This is a genomic window from Azohydromonas caseinilytica (assembly GCF_012927045.1).
Taxonomy (GTDB): domain Bacteria; phylum Pseudomonadota; class Gammaproteobacteria; order Burkholderiales; family Burkholderiaceae_C; genus Azohydromonas; species Azohydromonas caseinilytica.
The window spans coordinates 97,830-112,900 of sequence record NZ_JABBFW010000001.1; the positions used below are offsets into that span (position 1 = coordinate 97,830).

Annotated in this window: 16 protein-coding genes; 13 read left to right on the forward strand and 3 right to left on the reverse strand. The window is 69.9% G+C overall.

What is annotated here, in order from left to right; translation table 11 throughout:
- Nucleotides 1-17: 17 nt before the first annotated feature.
- Complete coding sequence (lptM, locus tag HHL10_RS00510) at nt 18-221, forward strand: LPS translocon maturation chaperone LptM (protein WP_169158387.1); 204 nt, start codon at nt 18-20, stop codon at nt 219-221.
- Nucleotides 218-1,501, forward strand: coding sequence for a diaminopimelate decarboxylase (lysA, locus tag HHL10_RS00515; protein ID WP_169158388.1), 1,284 nt, complete (start codon nt 218-220; stop codon nt 1,499-1,501). Before lptM ends, lysA begins: the two co-directional genes overlap by 4 nt.
- A gap of 162 nt (nt 1,502-1,663) precedes the next feature.
- Here lysA and HHL10_RS00520 read toward each other — a convergent pair whose 3' ends face one another.
- Complete coding sequence (locus HHL10_RS00520; RefSeq protein WP_169158389.1) at nt 1,664-2,755, reverse strand: porin; 1,092 nt, start codon at nt 2,753-2,755, stop codon at nt 1,664-1,666.
- Nucleotides 2,756-2,993: 238 nt separating this feature from the next.
- On the opposite strand from HHL10_RS00520, the gene coq7 reads away from it, so the two are divergent.
- The gene (coq7, locus tag HHL10_RS00525; RefSeq protein ID WP_169158390.1) at nt 2,994-3,644 is read left to right on the forward strand and encodes a 2-polyprenyl-3-methyl-6-methoxy-1,4-benzoquinone monooxygenase; all 651 of its coding nucleotides are present in this window, start codon (nt 2,994-2,996) and stop codon (nt 3,642-3,644) included.
- A 121-nt stretch (nt 3,645-3,765) separates the two neighbouring features.
- Here coq7 and HHL10_RS00530 read toward each other — a convergent pair whose 3' ends face one another.
- Nucleotides 3,766-4,188: an OsmC family protein gene (locus tag HHL10_RS00530; protein ID WP_169158854.1), complete on the reverse strand. Its 423-nt coding sequence runs from the start codon at nt 4,186-4,188 to the stop codon at nt 3,766-3,768.
- Between the two features lie 404 nt (nt 4,189-4,592).
- Between HHL10_RS00530 and ilvA the strand changes: the two genes are divergently transcribed.
- Entirely contained in the window at nt 4,593-6,161 is a 1,569-nt protein-coding gene (gene ilvA, locus HHL10_RS00535; protein WP_169158391.1) for a threonine ammonia-lyase, biosynthetic, read from the forward strand.
- Between the two features lie 73 nt (nt 6,162-6,234).
- Here ilvA and HHL10_RS00540 read toward each other — a convergent pair whose 3' ends face one another.
- Nucleotides 6,235-6,918: a type II secretion system protein N gene (locus HHL10_RS00540; protein WP_169158392.1), complete on the reverse strand. Its 684-nt coding sequence runs from the start codon at nt 6,916-6,918 to the stop codon at nt 6,235-6,237.
- 40 nt (nt 6,919-6,958) lie between these two features.
- On the opposite strand from HHL10_RS00540, the gene gspG reads away from it, so the two are divergent.
- The 9 genes from gspG (at nt 6,959) to gspD (ending at nt 15,054) form a co-directional block, all read left to right on the forward strand.
- Nucleotides 6,959-7,393 carry a type II secretion system major pseudopilin GspG gene (gene gspG, locus HHL10_RS00545; RefSeq protein ID WP_169158393.1) on the forward strand — a complete coding sequence of 145 codons (435 nt, stop codon included), beginning with the start codon at nt 6,959-6,961 and terminating at the stop codon, nt 7,391-7,393.
- A gap of 50 nt (nt 7,394-7,443) precedes the next feature.
- On the forward strand, nt 7,444-7,890 hold the full coding sequence (locus HHL10_RS00550) for a prepilin-type N-terminal cleavage/methylation domain-containing protein (RefSeq protein ID WP_169158394.1): 447 nt from the start codon (nt 7,444-7,446) through the stop codon (nt 7,888-7,890).
- Complete coding sequence (gspI, locus tag HHL10_RS00555; protein WP_169158395.1) at nt 7,887-8,249, forward strand: type II secretion system minor pseudopilin GspI; 363 nt, start codon at nt 7,887-7,889, stop codon at nt 8,247-8,249. The genes HHL10_RS00550 and gspI overlap by 4 nt, the downstream gene beginning before the upstream one ends.
- Nucleotides 8,250-8,252: 3 nt before the next feature.
- Complete coding sequence (locus HHL10_RS00560) at nt 8,253-8,888, forward strand: type II secretion system protein GspJ (RefSeq protein ID WP_169158396.1); 636 nt, start codon at nt 8,253-8,255, stop codon at nt 8,886-8,888.
- Entirely contained in the window at nt 8,885-9,913 is a 1,029-nt protein-coding gene (gspK, locus tag HHL10_RS00565; RefSeq protein ID WP_169158397.1) for a type II secretion system minor pseudopilin GspK, read from the forward strand. The genes HHL10_RS00560 and gspK overlap by 4 nt, the downstream gene beginning before the upstream one ends.
- 98 nt (nt 9,914-10,011) lie before the next feature.
- The gene (gene gspL, locus HHL10_RS00570) at nt 10,012-11,244 is read left to right on the forward strand and encodes a type II secretion system protein GspL (RefSeq protein ID WP_169158398.1); all 1,233 of its coding nucleotides are present in this window, start codon (nt 10,012-10,014) and stop codon (nt 11,242-11,244) included.
- Nucleotides 11,241-11,762 carry a type II secretion system protein M gene (locus HHL10_RS00575; protein WP_169158399.1) on the forward strand — a complete coding sequence of 174 codons (522 nt, stop codon included), beginning with the start codon at nt 11,241-11,243 and terminating at the stop codon, nt 11,760-11,762. Before gspL ends, HHL10_RS00575 begins: the two co-directional genes overlap by 4 nt.
- The gene (gspN, locus tag HHL10_RS00580; RefSeq protein WP_310734498.1) at nt 11,759-12,640 is read left to right on the forward strand and encodes a type II secretion system protein N; all 882 of its coding nucleotides are present in this window, start codon (nt 11,759-11,761) and stop codon (nt 12,638-12,640) included. Before HHL10_RS00575 ends, gspN begins: the two co-directional genes overlap by 4 nt.
- 2 nt (nt 12,641-12,642) lie before the next feature.
- Nucleotides 12,643-15,054 (forward strand): type II secretion system secretin GspD, encoded by a 2,412-nt coding sequence (gene gspD, locus HHL10_RS00585; RefSeq protein ID WP_169158400.1) that lies wholly within the window; start codon nt 12,643-12,645, stop codon nt 15,052-15,054.
- Nucleotides 15,055-15,071 lie beyond the last annotated feature (17 nt).

Genomic DNA, 15,071 nt, shown 5'->3' on the forward strand with positions numbered 1-15,071 from the left:
GTCGGTAAAATTTCGAGATGAATACGAAGTCCCGAACGAGTGTAGCGGCGCGCCGTAGCCGCTCTGCGGCCAAGCTGCTGCTGGCCATGGGTGCATTGGCCAGCTTCGCGGCCTGCGGCCAGAAGGGGCCGCTGCGGCTGCCCGAGAACAAGCCTGCGGCAGCACCGGCCGCCACGCCGGCGGCTTCCGCCCCCGCCACCCCTTCGGGAGCCGCCCAATGAGCACCCTGCCCGGATCACCCTTCCTGCAGCGCCGCGCCGACGGACGGCTGTATTTCGAGGACTGTGCGCTGGACGAGCTGGCGCGCGAGCATGGCACGCCGCTGTACGTCTACTCGCGCAGCGCCATGCGCGCCGCGCTGTCGGCCTATGAGAGCGCCCTGGCCGGCCGTGCGCACCTGCTGTGCTACGCCATGAAGGCCAATTCGAGCCTGGCGGTGCTGCAGCTCTTCGCGCAGGCCGGCTGCGGCTTCGACATCGTCTCCGGCGGCGAGCTCCAGCGCGTGCTGGCCGCCGGCGGCGACCCTGCCAAGGTCGTGTTCTCCGGCGTGGGCAAGACGCCGGCCGAGATGGGCCAGGCCCTGCAGGCGGGCGTGCGCTGCTTCAACGTCGAGAGCGAGGCGGAACTCGACAAGCTCTCGCAGGTGGCCCGTGCCCTGGACCGGCGCGCGCCGGTGAGCCTGCGCGTCAACCCGGACGTGGATGCCAAGACGCACCCCTACATCTCCACCGGGCTCAAGGGCAACAAGTTCGGCATCAGCCACCAGCGCGCGCTGGACGTGTACCGGCACGCGGCGTCGCTGCCGGGCATCGAGGTGGTGGGCATCGATTGCCACATCGGCTCGCAGATCACGGAGATCGATCCCTACCTGGACGCGCTGGAGCGCGTGCTGGACCTGGTCGAAGCGGTGGAGGCGCAAGGCATCCGGCTGCATCACCTGGACCTGGGCGGCGGTCTGGGCATCACCTACACCGACGAAGCCCCGCCCGCGCCCGATGCGCTGGTCGCGGCGCTGCTGGAACGCATCGACGCGCGGGGCCATGGCCATCGCGAGATCCTGCTGGAGCCCGGGCGTTCGCTGGTGGGCAACGCCGGCGTGCTGCTGACCGAGGTGCAGTACCTCAAGCCCTCGGAAGTCGAAGGCAAGCATTTCTGCATCGTCGATGCCGCCATGAACGACCTCATGCGCCCGGCGATGTACGAGGCCTACATGGCCATCGTCCCCTGCGCCGAGCGGGCTGACGTGCCGGTGGAGACCTGGGACGTGGTAGGCCCGGTGTGCGAGTCCGGCGACTGGCTGGGGCGTGAGCGCGTGCTGGCGGTGCGCGAGGGCGACGTGCTGGCCATCCTGTCAGCCGGCGCCTACGGCATGAGCATGGCGAGCAACTACAACACCCGGCCGCGCGCAGCGGAGGTGATGGTCGAGGGCCGCAGCGCCTGGTGCATCCGCGAGCGCGAGAAGATCGAGGACCTGTTCGCGGGCGAGCGGCTCATCGGCTGAGCCCACGATCTTCGGACGCAAAGCAGCCGCCGCGCCTGCAGAGGCCCGGCGGCTTTCTTGCGCCCGTGTTGCACGGACAACCATGCAACAAAAAAGGCGCCCCAGAGGGCGCCTTGAAAGCAAAGGCCGGACGGGCCAACCCGCAATTTCTGATTCTGAAGATCAGAAGGCCTTGCGCAGGCCGACTTGGAAGACGCGCTTCTCGTTGACGTCGTTCTTGGCGTCGCCGGTGGCTTGGGCGTAGCCCGCGTACACCGTCGTCAGCTTGGACAGCGAGTACTGGCCAACCACGCCGAACTTGCCGATCGTCTCGTCGCCGCCGCCGATGATGTCGTACTTGGCACGAGAGTAGTTGGCGCCGACGGTGACGGCACCGAAGGGCACCGAGGCGCCCACCGTGTAGGAGGTCAGCTTGTCGATATCGGTCGCGCCGCCAATGCTGCCCAGACCCAGCGTGTTGCCGGCCGAGAAGCTCGGATCCTTGAGCCGCTGGGCACCGGCAAACACCTTGACCACGCCAAAGTCGTAGTTCGCGCTGAGGGTCAGCAGCTTGTTGACGTTTTCGTCGTCAGTGAAGCGCTTGCCAAATTCGTACGACAGCGCCACGTTCAGCGGGCCGTTGGCGTAGACGCCCTTCAGGCCTTGATAGCGGTCAGCCGTGCCTTCGCCAGCAGCCACCATGCCCTGCACGCGGAAGCCCGCGAAGCTCGGCGAGATGTACTGGACGGCGTTGTCGACGCGCACGTTGTCGATGAACAGCGGCACGGAAGCGGCGCCGGTCGGGTTCGCCAGCGAGGCGCCGCCGATGTTGAAGTACGTGCCCGGGTTCAGCACCGTGGTGTTGCCGAACGGGTTGCCGACGGACAGCGTCTCGTCGTGCAGGGTGTACTGACGGCCCAGGCGCACTTCACCCAGCGTGGTGGAAGCCAGCGACACGAAGGCCTGACGGCCGAACAGGCGGCTGCTTTGCTGCGAACGGCCGTCATCAGCACCGAAGCCCGACTCCAGCACCACGTTGGCCTTCAGGCCGGAACCCAGGTCTTCCGACACGCGCAGGCCCCAACGCGAACCCGGGCCGTAAGCGGTGCCGTCGCTCAGACGGGTGGTCTTCGCGCCTGCGAAGGGAGAGTCTTCGCCCGACTTGACATGCTGGACGCTCAGGTCCACCAGACCGTACAGCGTGACCGACGACTGGGCCGAAGCAGCACCGGCGAACGCACCCAGCGTGGCCAGGGCGATCAGAGATTTCTTCATTTGCAGTATCTCCAGGGTTGTTGACAAGAGGTCCCGATACGGCGCTCCAAAAGACGAAGCGCTTGAGTGCTGATCAGGCCCACCTCCTCAGCGGAAGCTGACGCTATTGCACCAGAGGGACTTTCGGGTTGCCAAGGAAAGCGGCCAAAAAGCGGCCAATCCTGTTGTCTGGACACAACGCGACTGTCCCGGTCGCAGCGGTGCCATACTTCCAGGCCCACCGCCCGTCACATGCCTCATGTCCCGCTCGCTCAGTCCTCTCGATCTCTGGCTGACCTCGCTTGACCGTGCTCTTCGTACCGTTACCAGTAGCGTGCACGCGGCGCAGTCCGCCCCGGTCACAGACGGTGCAGCCGCCGCGCAAGCTCAGCCCTTGAGTGACGAGGAGCGGCGCCAGGCCGGAGCGCTCATGCGTGTGAATCATGTAGGTGAGGTATGCGCGCAGGCGCTGTACCAGGCACAGGCACTCACGGCGCGCTCGCCAGCTCTGCGTGAACAGATGGCCCAGGCGGCACGCGAGGAAATCGACCACTTGGCATGGACCCAACAGCGGCTGGACGAGTTGAGTTCGCGGCCCAGCCTTCTCAATCCACTGTGGTACGCAGGGGCCTTCGGCATCGGGTTGCTGGCGGGTCGGCTGGGCGACCGGGTCAGCCTAGGCTTCGTAGTGGAAACCGAGCGTCAGGTGGAGCAGCACCTGGCCAGCCACCTGCAGCGGCTGCCTGACGGCGATGTTGCCTCGCGCGCCATCGTTAAGCAGATGAAGGAAGACGAGGCGCGCCATGCCGACACCGCGCTGGCGGCCGGCGGCATGGAACTGCCTGCCCCGGTACGCGGGCTCATGCGTGTTGCGGCCAAAGTCATGACGACCACGGCGCACTACATCTAAGCCTGAATAAATTGCCTGAGGCAAAACGTCTCACTTCAGCGAGGCACTTTGGCTCAGCTTGCATGGAGTCCAAGCGCCCTCTTCGGTGGCCCACCAGGCTCGCTCCGGTAACTCTTGAGTTTCAGAGTTCGACGATTTCGTAGCCCGTTGTCACGTCGGCCGTGCGGCCCAGCATGATGGTCGCCGAACAGTATTTTTCGTGCGACAGCGCGATGGCGCGCTCCACCGCCGCTACAGGCAACTTGCGGCCACTGACAATGAAGTGCAGGTGGATCTTGGTGAAGACTTTGGGATCGGTGGCTGCGCGCTCGGACGTCACCTTCAGCTGACAACCACTGACTTCGTGGCGCCCGCGCTTCAGGATTAGTACCACGTCGTACGCAGTGCAAGCGCCGGCCCCCGCCAACAGGGTCTCCATCGGACGCGGCGCCAAGTTGCGGCCGCCGCCCTCGGGGGCACCATCCATGGTCAGCAGGTGACCGCTACCCGTTTCGGCCACGAAAGCCATGCCGCTGGCGGGTACCCAGTTGATCGTGCATTCCATCATCACAAGCCCCGCAGCGGGGGCATCCAGGCTGAAAGCGTGCATTCTGCAATGCAGCGTGCCCAGCGCTTGCGTGTGAGACGAGGGTTTTTGCGGATGGAGATATTGCAGCGCACCAGAAATCCAGATACACTGAAGGCGTTGTCTGCATCGGGAGATACCCGAAGTTGGCAGACGCAGGTTGTCTCCTCCACCTCCTCCATTGGTGGATTCAAGCCCAGGGCAAACACCCTGGGCTTTTTTTTGGCCGTCCTGCAGCCCAGTCTGGCTGGGTACGCAAGGTTGGCGCGCCATGGAAAGGGCTGTGCTTCAGTCGAGCTCCGCAGGCACCTGCTCAGGACCGCCAAGTGGCGGCGCTTATGATCCGGCGCCCTGTTGTCGTTACATCCTGAGGAGTTTCGCCCATGGTCGGCCGCCGACCCCCTGTACAGCGCCACAAGGCCGCGGCCCCCGCGCCGGATTACCTGAAGAAGATCCTGACCGCCAAGGTCTACGACGTGGCGGTGGAGTCCCCGCTCGATTCCGCACGCAGCCTCTCGCGGCGCCTGGGTAACCAGGTTTTGCTCAAGCGTGAGGATCAGCAACCGGTGTTCAGCTTCAAGCTGCGCGGCGCCTACAACAAGATGGCGCACCTTTCGCCCGAGCAACTGGCGCGCGGCGTCATCTGTGCCTCTGCAGGCAACCACGCGCAGGGCGTGGCGCTGGGGGCAAAGCGGCTGGGCTGCAAGGCAGTGATCGTGATGCCCGTGACCACTCCGCGCGTCAAGGTGGAAGCCGTTCAGCAGTTGGGCGGCGAGGTGGTCCTGCATGGCGACAGCTACTCCGATGCCGCATTGCACGCCAGCGTGCTGGAAAAGGAACGAGGTCTGACCTTCGTCCACCCCTTCGACGACCCGGATGTGATCGCCGGCCAGGGCACCATCGCCATGGAGCTCCTGCGTCAGCACCAGGGGCCGCTGGACGCCGTGTTCGTGGCCATCGGCGGCGGCGGTCTCATCAGCGGCGTGGCGGCCTACATCAAGGCGGTGCGCCCGGAGATCAAGGTCATTGGTGTCCAGACCACCGATTCCGACGCCATGGTGCGCTCGGTGCGGGCGAAGAAGCGCGTGCAGCTCAGCGACGTGGGGCTCTTTGCCGATGGCACCGCCGTCAAGCTCGTGGGCGAGGAAACCTTTCGCCTGACACGGGAGCTGGTCGACGACTTCGTGGTGGTGGACAACGACGAGGTCTGCGCCGCCATCAAGGACGTGTTCCAGGACACGCGCAGCATCGTCGAGCCTTCCGGCGCCATGGGCGTGGCGGCCATCAAGAAATACGTCGAGCAGCACAAGCTCAAGGGCTGCACCTTCGCCGCCATCACATGCGGCGCCAACATGAACTTCGACCGCCTGCGCTTTGTGGCCGAGCGCGCGGAGGTGGGGGAGCATCGCGAGGCACTGTTCGCCGTGACGATTCCCGAGGAGCGGGGCTCGTTCCGGCGCTTCTGCGAACTCATCGGCACGCCGGCGCATCCGCGCCAGGTTACCGAGTTCAACTACCGCATCTCCGACCAGCAGCTGGCGCATGTGTTCGTGGGCATCGCCATCAACAAGCGCGAGGAGGCGGAGAAGCTCGCACGCAGCTTCGAGCGCCATGGCTTCGCCACCGTGGACCTCACCGACGACGAGCTGGCCAAGCAGCATGTGCGCCACATGGTGGGCGGGCGCTCCGAACTCGCGCGCGACGAACGGCTGTTCCGCTTCACCTTTCCCGAACGGCCCGGGGCATTGATGCGGTTCCTGGAGGCCATGCAACCGGACTGGAACATCAGCCTCTTCCATTACCGCAACCAGGGCGCCGACTACGGCCGCATCCTGGTCGGCATCCAGGTGCCCCGCGGTGATCGCCCGGCGCTGCGGCGCTTCCTCGATGCGCTGGACTATCCCTACGTGGACGAAACCGACAACCCGGTGTACCGGCTGTTCCTGCGCTGAGGGCCGCCTCCTCTGTGCGCTAGCGCGGAGCCGGCGCCACCCGAGCCTAAACGGTCCGGATGCGCCGCGAGCCTCAGCCGTTGGGCTCCTGCGCGGGCTCGGCCATGGGCGGCGGCTCCACCTCTTGCTGCGGCATCGGCATGTCCTGCGGCGGGATAGGCTGCCGCGGTACGCCTTGAGGCGGCATGCCTTGAGGCATGGGCTGCGCCGCCTGTCCGGGCGGCAGATTGCGCGGCGTTGCCGTACCGCCCATGGGCATTGGCGTGCGGGCCGCCGGCGCAGTGGCGGCCTCCTCACTGCCTGCCGGCGGCAGCACGCCGGTGCTGGCCGCAGGGGGTGGGGGCAAGTCCAATTGAATCTGGGCGTCACCGCCGCGTGGCCCCAGCGCCGCACCGCGCGTACGCACCGACTGCAGCACGTAACGGTCATCCACGGCCGCGCCGACGCGGTAGGTACGCGCAGGCTTGCCGTCCACGGCGATCAGCGCCAAGCCCTGGGTGTCGCCACCGCTGCGCGGCGCCACCACACCCACGAGCTGGAAGCGGCCCGCGTCCGGTGACACCGCCGGCGCCTCTTCAGTCGCCGGCGCACGCTGGCCCAACAGCCGGCCCAGATCACCGCGCGCGCCCGCGGCGGTAGACACCGCCACCGCCTGCGCCGGCACGGCCGGAGCGCGCGCTCCCAGCCGCAGGGCCCAGAACACGACGGTGGCGGCCACTGCGGCCCAGAGAACGAAGGCGACCAGGCGGGCTTGCATGCGCCGATTATCATGGCCGCTTTTGACTCGTGTGCCCGCCATGCCCGTTTCTTCGTCCGTTCCGCGCCGCCAGCGCGGCTTCACGCTCATCGAGCTGATGGTGGTGCTGGTCATCATCGGCGTGCTCGCTGCGCTGATCGTGCCCAATGTCCTCAACCGCGCCGACGACGCCCGCGTCACCGCCGCGCGCACCGACGTCAACAACCTGATGCAGGCGCTCAAGCTCTACAAGCTGGACAACCTGCGCTACCCCGAAGCCTCCCAGGGCCTGGAAGCCCTGGTGACCAAGCCCACCACCGGCACCGTGCCGCCCAACTGGCGCTCCTACCTGGAGAAGCTGCCCAATGACCCCTGGGGACGCCCCTACCAGTACGTCAATCCGGGCGTGAAGGGCGAGGTCGATGTCTTCAGCTTCGGCGCCGACGGCCAGCCCGGCGGCGAGGGCAACAACGCCGACATCGGCTCCTGGCAGTAAGCCGCCCCGGCGGCACACACCGCCCCTCCACCGTTTCCCCGCCCGCCCTCATGAACCGGCAGCGCGGCTTCACGATCATCGAGCTGATGGTGGTGATTGCGATCATCGCCATCGCCGCCGGCGTCAGCAGCCTGGCGCTGCGCGACGCCGACGCCAAGACGCTGGACCAGGAAGCCTCGCGGCTGTCCGCGCTGCTGGAATCGGCCCGCGCCCAGGCCCGCGCCGCCGGGTTGCCGGTGCGCTTCGAGCTGGCCTCGCAGGGCAGCACCGATGGCGACGCCTTTCGCTTCGTGGGCCTGCCGCCGGCGGTGAAGATGCCCACGCGCTGGCTGGATGAGCGCACCAGCGCCGAGATCGTGGGTGCGCGTGCGCTGCGCCTGGGCCCTGAGCCGCTCATCGGCGCGCAGCGCATCGTGCTGCGGCTGCAGCAGCGCAGCCTGGTGCTGGCCACCGACGGGCTGGGACCGTTCGCCATGGTGGAGAGCGGCAAGCCATGAAGCGCGCCGCGGCGGGCTTCACGCTCATCGAGGTGCTGGTGGCGCTGGCCATCGTGGCCATCGCGCTGGGCGCGGGCATGAAGGCGGCCGGCGCACTGGGCAGCAACGCACAGCGCCTGGCCGACGTCAGCGCCGCGCAGTGGTGCGCCGAGAACCAGCTCACCGAACTGCGGCTGGCGCGCCAGTTTCCCGGCGTGGGCGACACGGACTTTGCCTGCGAGCAGCTGGGCCGCCGCTACGGCGGGATGATGAAGGTGCGGCCGACGCCCAATCCGAATTTCCGGCGCGTGGACGCGCTGGTGAGCGACGAGGCCGGACAGACGCTGCTGGTGCTCTCCACCATCCTCCCGAGGTACTGAACGATGCGACGCGCGCGCGCGGGCGGCTTCACGTTGGTGGAAGTGCTGGTCGCCCTGGTGGTGATGTCGGTGATGGCCGGCCTGGCCTGGCGCGGCATCGACGGCCTGGCCCGCGCGCGCGAGGCCACCCAGTTCAACTTCGAAGCCACCGAGCGGCTCAACACCGTGCTGGCGCAGTGGCAGGCCGACCTGGAAGCGCTGTACGAGACGCCGGGCGTGCCCGCCTTGAGCTTTGACGGCGCCACGCTGCGCCTGACGCGTGCCACCGAGGACGGCGTGCAGCTCGTGGCCTGGCAGTTGCGCGGCCAGCGCTGGCTGCGCTGGGCCAGCCCCGTGGTGCAGCGCTTCGGCGATCTGCAGGAGCACTGGATGCGCAGCCAGCAGCTGCTGGGCAACGAACCCAACCAGCTGCTGCTGCTGGAGGGCGTCAATGGCATCCAGGTCTATTTCTATCGCCGCAACGGCTGGAGCAACGCCCAGTCCAGCGCCGACGTGGTGAACCTCGACCCCAACAGCGCAGCGGGCGGCCAGCAGCGCGTCGAGCTGCCCACGGGCGTGCGGCTGGTGCTCACGGTGACGCGGCCGCGCCCGGGCACGATCACGCGCTCCATTGCGCTGGGACCGCAGGCCACCTCATGACGCCATCAGCCCTCCCTGCTGCCGCCACGGCAAGCCCGGTATCCCGTCGCCTGGCGCCGAACCGCGCCCGGGCCCGGCGGCAGTCGGGCGCGGCGCTGCTGGTGGCGATGGTGCTGGTGACGGTGGTCAGCACGCTGGCGGCCGGCATGGTGTGGCAGCAGTGGCGCGCGGTGGAGATCGAGGCGGCCGAGCGCGCGCGCGCCCAGTCGGCCTGGATCCTCAATGGCGCGCTGGACTGGGCGCGGCTGATCCTGCGCGAGGATGGGCGCACCAGCCAGGTGGACCATCTGGGTGAGCCCTGGTCCGTGCCGCTGGCCGAGGCGCGGCTGTCCACCTTCCTGGCCGCCGAGCGCAGCGGCAACGCCGATGACGGCCCGGAGGCTTTCCTCTCCGGCGAGATTGCCGATGCCCAGTCGCGCTACAACCTGCGCAACCTGGTGAAAGCGGACGGCGAGATCGACAAGGACCAGGTCGTCGTGCTGCAGCGCTTGCTGACCAACGCGTCGCTGTCGCCGGGACTGGCGCCGCAACTGGCCGAACAGCTGCGCCAGGCCCTGGCCGAAGTGCCGGAGGCGCAGGCGCCGCTGGCGCCGCGCAGCATCGACCAGCTGGGCTGGCTGGGGGTGGACGAAGCCACCCGCGCCAAGCTGGCTCCCTGGATCGTGCTGCTGCCCGTCACCGGCACCAAGGTCAACCTCAACACCGCGCCACGCGAGGTACTGGCCGCCGTCGTCGTCGGGCTGGACCTGGGCAGCGCCCAGCGCTTGGTCCAGGCCCGCGAGCGCTCGCCGTTCGGCGACGTCAACGATGCCAAGGCGCTGTTTTCCTCCAGCAACCCGCAACCCAAGTTCGACTACACCAGCGTCAGCACCAACTACTTCGAGGTGCGCGGCCGGTTGCGGCTGGGCGAGCAGGTGCTGGAGGAGCGCTCGCTGGTGCGGCGCGACCGGGACGTGGTGACCATCCGGCGCGAGCGCGTCAACACCACGTCGGCCCCGGCAGGGTCCGCCACGGCAACGCGTTAACGTGGCTGTTACGCAACTGCGGTAGCCTGCCGCCCCGTGCGCCGGCACGGCCGCCGTCAAATTGCCGCAACGCAGCAAACTCGTTAGCCTCGACTCACATGTCCATCCTCGTGGTTCAGATCCCGCCCCGCGAACGCCTGGGCGCCGACGGCGGCGCAGCGGCGGCCCGCGGCGGCGACTTCGCTTATGTCCTGAGTCCTGATGGACTGGCCGTGGGCAGCAGCGGCCGCTGTGCCGCGGCGCTGTTGCCGCGCGCCGACACGGTGCTGGCGCTGCTGGCCGACACCGACTGCAGCTGGCTGCGCGCCACGCTGCCCAAGGCCCCGGCCGGCAAGCTGCGCGCGGCGCTGCTGGGGCTGTTGGAGGAATCGCTGCTGGACGACCCGGAGCTGGTGCACCTGGCGCTGGCGCCCAAGGCCACGCCCGGCGAACCGACCTGGATCGCCGCGACGCACCGCCCCTGGCTGGTGGCGCAGCTGGCGCAGCTCGAAGGCGCGGGCCATCCCGTGGAACGCGTGCTGCCCGCGGCCTGGCCCGATGCGACGCAGCCCCATGGCCACTTCAGCACCGTGCCGGGCGACGATCCGCAGGCGCCACTGCGGCTGACCTGGTGCGACGGCGACGGTGTCACGGCGCTGCGCCTGCAGGGCAGCATGGCGCGCCAGCTGCTGGCACGCTGGCAGGAGCAAGGCGCGCGCTGGACGGCCTCGCCCGCCGCCGCGGCCGAGGCCGAGCGCTGGCTGGGCGCGCCGGTGCAGTTGCTCAGCGACGAGGAGCGCGCCCTGGAGGCGGCCCGCTCGCTGTGGAACCTGCGCCAGTTCGACCTGGCGCCCCAGCACCGCGGCATGCTCGCCCTGCGCGATGCCTGGCGCCAGTTCCGCAGCCCGCCCTGGCGGCCGGTGCGCTGGGGGCTGGTGTCGCTGGCCGCAGCCCAGCTGTTGGGCATGAACCTCTATGCCTGGAAACTGCACTCGGGCATCGAGCAGCGGCGCCTGGCCATGGAGCAGGTGCTGCGCGCTTCTTTTCCGCAGGTGCGCGCGGTGCTGGACGCGCCGCTGCAGATGGACCGCGAGACGCAGGCGCTGCGCGCCGCCGCCGGCCGGCCTGGGGAAGCCGACGTCGAATCGCTGCTTTCCGCCGCCGCACTGGCCTGGCCGGAAGGACGACCGCCGCTGGAGGGACTGCGCTTCGAGCCCGGCCGGCTGACGCTGCCGGCCGCCGGCTGGAGCCCGGCCGAGATCGAGAATTTCAAAGCCCAGCTGCGGCCCGGCGGCTGGGTGGTCGAGGCCGCTGAGGGCCGCCTCACGCTGCGGCCGGAGGGCGGTGCATGAACGCCGTGGCCACCCGTGAACAGCTCACCCAGCGCCTGACCGTCTGGCGCGACAAGTTGCGCGCGCGCTGGCGCGCCCTGGCCCCGCGCGAGCGGCGGCTGCTCAGCGTGGCCGGCGCGCTGCTGGGCGTGCTGCTGCTGTGGCTGCTGGCCGTGCAGCCGGCCTGGCGCACCCTGCGCGAGGCGCCGGTCGAGATCGACCGCCTGGAGGCCCAGCTGCAGCGCATGCAGCGCCAGGCCGCCGAGGTGCGCGAGCTGCGCGCCACGCCGCCCGTACCGGCGGCGCAGGGCGTGGAAGCGCTGCGCTCGGCCACACAGCGCCTGGGCGAGCGTGCCAAGCTGACCGTGGCCGGTGATCGCGCCACGGTCACGCTCACCGGCGTCGAGGGCGAGCAGCTGCGCGACTGGCTGGCCGAGGTGCGCAACGGCGCGCGCGCGCGCCCGGTGGAAATGCAGCTCACGCGCGCCGGGCAGGGCTTCAGCGGCAACGTGGTGCTCGCCCTCGGGGGTACGCCTTGAGGCGCGGGCTGTCCTGGCCGCGCCGCGGCACTGCGCGCACCGACACGCTGGCGCAGGCCGAAGCCACGCTCACGGCGCAGGCCTGGCAGCGGCTGCACCGCGCCAGCCGGCGCTGGGCGCTGTGGGGCGGCCTGGTCGGCGCGCTGCTGGCCCTGGTGCTGTTCGCCCCGGCGGCCTGGCTGGCGCAGGCCCTGGCTTCGGCCAGCAATCAGCGCGTGCTGCTGGCGCAGCCGCGCGGCACGCTGTGGGACGGCAGCGCGGTGCTGGTGCTCAGCGCCGGCCCCGACAGCCAGGATGCCGTGCTGCTGCCCGGGCGGCTGCACTGGACCTTGCGCCCGGCGGGACTTCAGGCCGCGCTGCAGCTGCGCCAGGACTGCTGCATGGAGCGGCCCCTGCTGCTGCGCCTGCAGCCGGGATGGGGCCGGTTGCGCGCCGAGCTGCAGCCGCCGCCCGACGGCCGCCTTGGACAATGGCCCGCGGCCTGGCTGTCCGGGCTGGGCACGCCCTGGAACACGCTGCAGCTCGGCGGCCTGCTGAGCATGAGCTCGCCGGGGCTGCGGTTCGAATGGGTGCAGGGCCGGCTGGCGCTGCAGGGCAGCGCGCAGCTGGAAGTGCTGGGCATGTCCTCGCGGCTGTCCACGCTGCAGCCGCTGGGCAGCTACCGGCTGCAGGTGCAGGGCACGGGCCAGGCCACGACGCTGGACCTCAGCACGCTGCAGGGTGCGCTGCAGCTCTCGGGCCAGGGCCAGTGGGCCGGCTCGCGCCTGCGCTTCTCGGGTGAAGCCCACGCGGCCGAAGGCAGCGAGGCCGCCCTCAACAACCTGCTGAACATCATCGGCCGGCGCCAGGGCGCGCGGGCCATCATCACGATCGGATGAGCATGAAGAAAAAGCGCCCTTCTCCCGCGCCGCAACGGCGCTCCGCTTTTCCCCTGGCACGGCCGGTTTCATGCGCCGTGCTCACCGCGCTGCTGCTGCCGCCGCCGCTGTGGGCGCAGCAGGGCGCCGGCGGTGCCTCCGCGCCGGCCCCCGCGGTGCCTTCGGGCCCGGCCCTGAACTCGCGCACGCCGGTGACGCTGAACTTCGTCAATGCCGAGATCGAGGCCGTCACGCGCGCCATCGCGGCGATGGTGGACCGCCAGATCCTGGTCGATCCGCGCGTGCGCGGCCAGATCACGCTCTACAGCGAGCAGCCCTTGACGGTGCGCCAGGCTTACCAGAACTACCTGGCGCAGCTGCGCGGCCTGGGCTTCACCGTGGTGGAAAGCGGCGGGCTGCTCAAGGTCGTGCCCGAGGCCGACGCCAAGCTGCAGGCCGGCACCGTGCAGGTGGGCCCGCCCGTGCAGCGCGGCGACCAGGTGCTCACGCAGATCTTCCGGCTCAACCATGAGAACCCGAACAACCTGGTGGCGGTGCTGCGCCCGCTCATCAGCCCCAACAACACCATCAACGCCAACCCGACCACCAACACCCTGGTGATCACGGACTACGCGGACAACCTGCAGCGCATCGGCCGCATCATCGCGGCGCTGGACCAGCCGGCCAGCACCGACGTCGAGATCATCCCGCTGCGCCACGCCGTGGCCAGCGACGTCGTGACGCTGGTGCAGCGCCTGGCCGACGGCGGCGGCGCGGTGGGCGCCGTGCCGGGCGGGGCGCCGGGCGTGGGCGGCGCCGGCGGCACCTCGGTGCTGGCGGACCCGCGCAGCAACTCGCTGCTGGTGCGCGCGGCCAGCCCGGCGCGGCTGGCGCAGATCCGCGCCACGGTGGAGAAGCTCGACCGGCCCATGGACGGCAGCAGCGAGGCGGGCAACATCCGCGTCGTCTACCTCAAGAACGCCGACGCGGTGCGGCTGGCCACGGTGCTGCGCGCGGCCTTCGCGGCCCAGGCCCAGCCGGCCACGGGGGCCGGCGCCGCAGGCGCGGTGGCCACGGGCGGCGCCGCGGCGCCGGCGGCGCAGCAGCCCATCGCCGCCCAGACCAGCTTCGGCGCCACGGGCAGTTCCAGCAGCACCAGCACGGGGCTCTCGGCCCAGGCCACCGCCCCGGTACAGGCCGTGGCGCAGCCCAGCACCGGCGGCTTCGTGCAGGCCGATCCGGCCACCAACTCGCTGATCATCACCGCGCCCGAGCCGATGTACCGGCAGTTGCGCGCCGTCATCGAGCAGCTCGATTCGCGCCGCGCCCAGGTCTACGTCGAATCGATGATCGTGCGCGTGGACGCCACCAAGGCGGCCCAGTTCGGCTTCCAGTGGCAGGGCATCCTGGGCAAGGAAGGCGACAAGAACTTCCTGTACTCGGGCACCAACTACAACGCCAACAACATCTTCAACGTCATCCAGGGCGTGAACGCAGCGATCGGCAACGGGACCACCGGCAGCACCAGTGGCGGGTCGCTGCCCGGCGCCGGCCTCAACGTCGGCCTGGTGCGCCGGGTCAACGGCGTGGTGACGCTGGTGTCGCTGGCCAACTTCCTGCAGAACGAGGTCGGCGGCAACGTGCTCTCCACGCCCAACCTCGTGGCGCTGGACAACGAGGAGGCCAAGATCGTCGTGGGCCAGAACGTGCCCTTCGTCACCGGCACCTTCACCAACACCGGCACGGGCACCGGCGCCGTCAACCCGTTCCAGACCGTCGAGCGGCGTGACGTGGGCCTCACGCTGCGCATCCGCAGCCAGATCGGCGAGGCCGGCACGGTCCGCATGACCATCTTCCAGGAGAACTCCGCCGTGGTGCCGGGCTCCACCACCAGCAACGGCCCCACCACCGACAAGAGCTCGATCGAGACCACCGTGGTGGTGGACGACGGGCAGGTCCTGGTGCTGGGCGGCCTGATGCGCGACGAGTACGCCGACGGCGAGGAGCGCGTCCCCGGCCTGGCCGACCTGCCGGTGGTGGGCAACCTCTTCAAGAGCCGCAACCGCCAGCGCGTCAAGAGCAACCTGCTGGTGTTCCTGCGCCCGGTGGTGCTGCGCACGCCGCGGGATGCCGAATCGCTGTCCCTGGACCGCTACGACGCCATCCGTGCCATGCAGGAGGGCGGCCAGCCCGCGCCCAGCGTGGTCACGCCGGTGAACGACGCGCCGGTGCTGCCGGTGCAGCCGCAGGTGCCGGGCCGGGGCTCGCCGCTGGTACCGGTGCGCCCGGTGGCTCCCGAGCGCAACACCCAGCCCTCGCCCGCCGTGCCGGGCGACACGCCTCCTTCGCCACCCACCCTGCCGTCGGAGGGCCCGCCCGCGGCGCAGCCGCAGCCCGTGCCCGAGCCGCGCATCGAGACGCAGCCGGTGCGCTGACACTACAACCCTCTTCG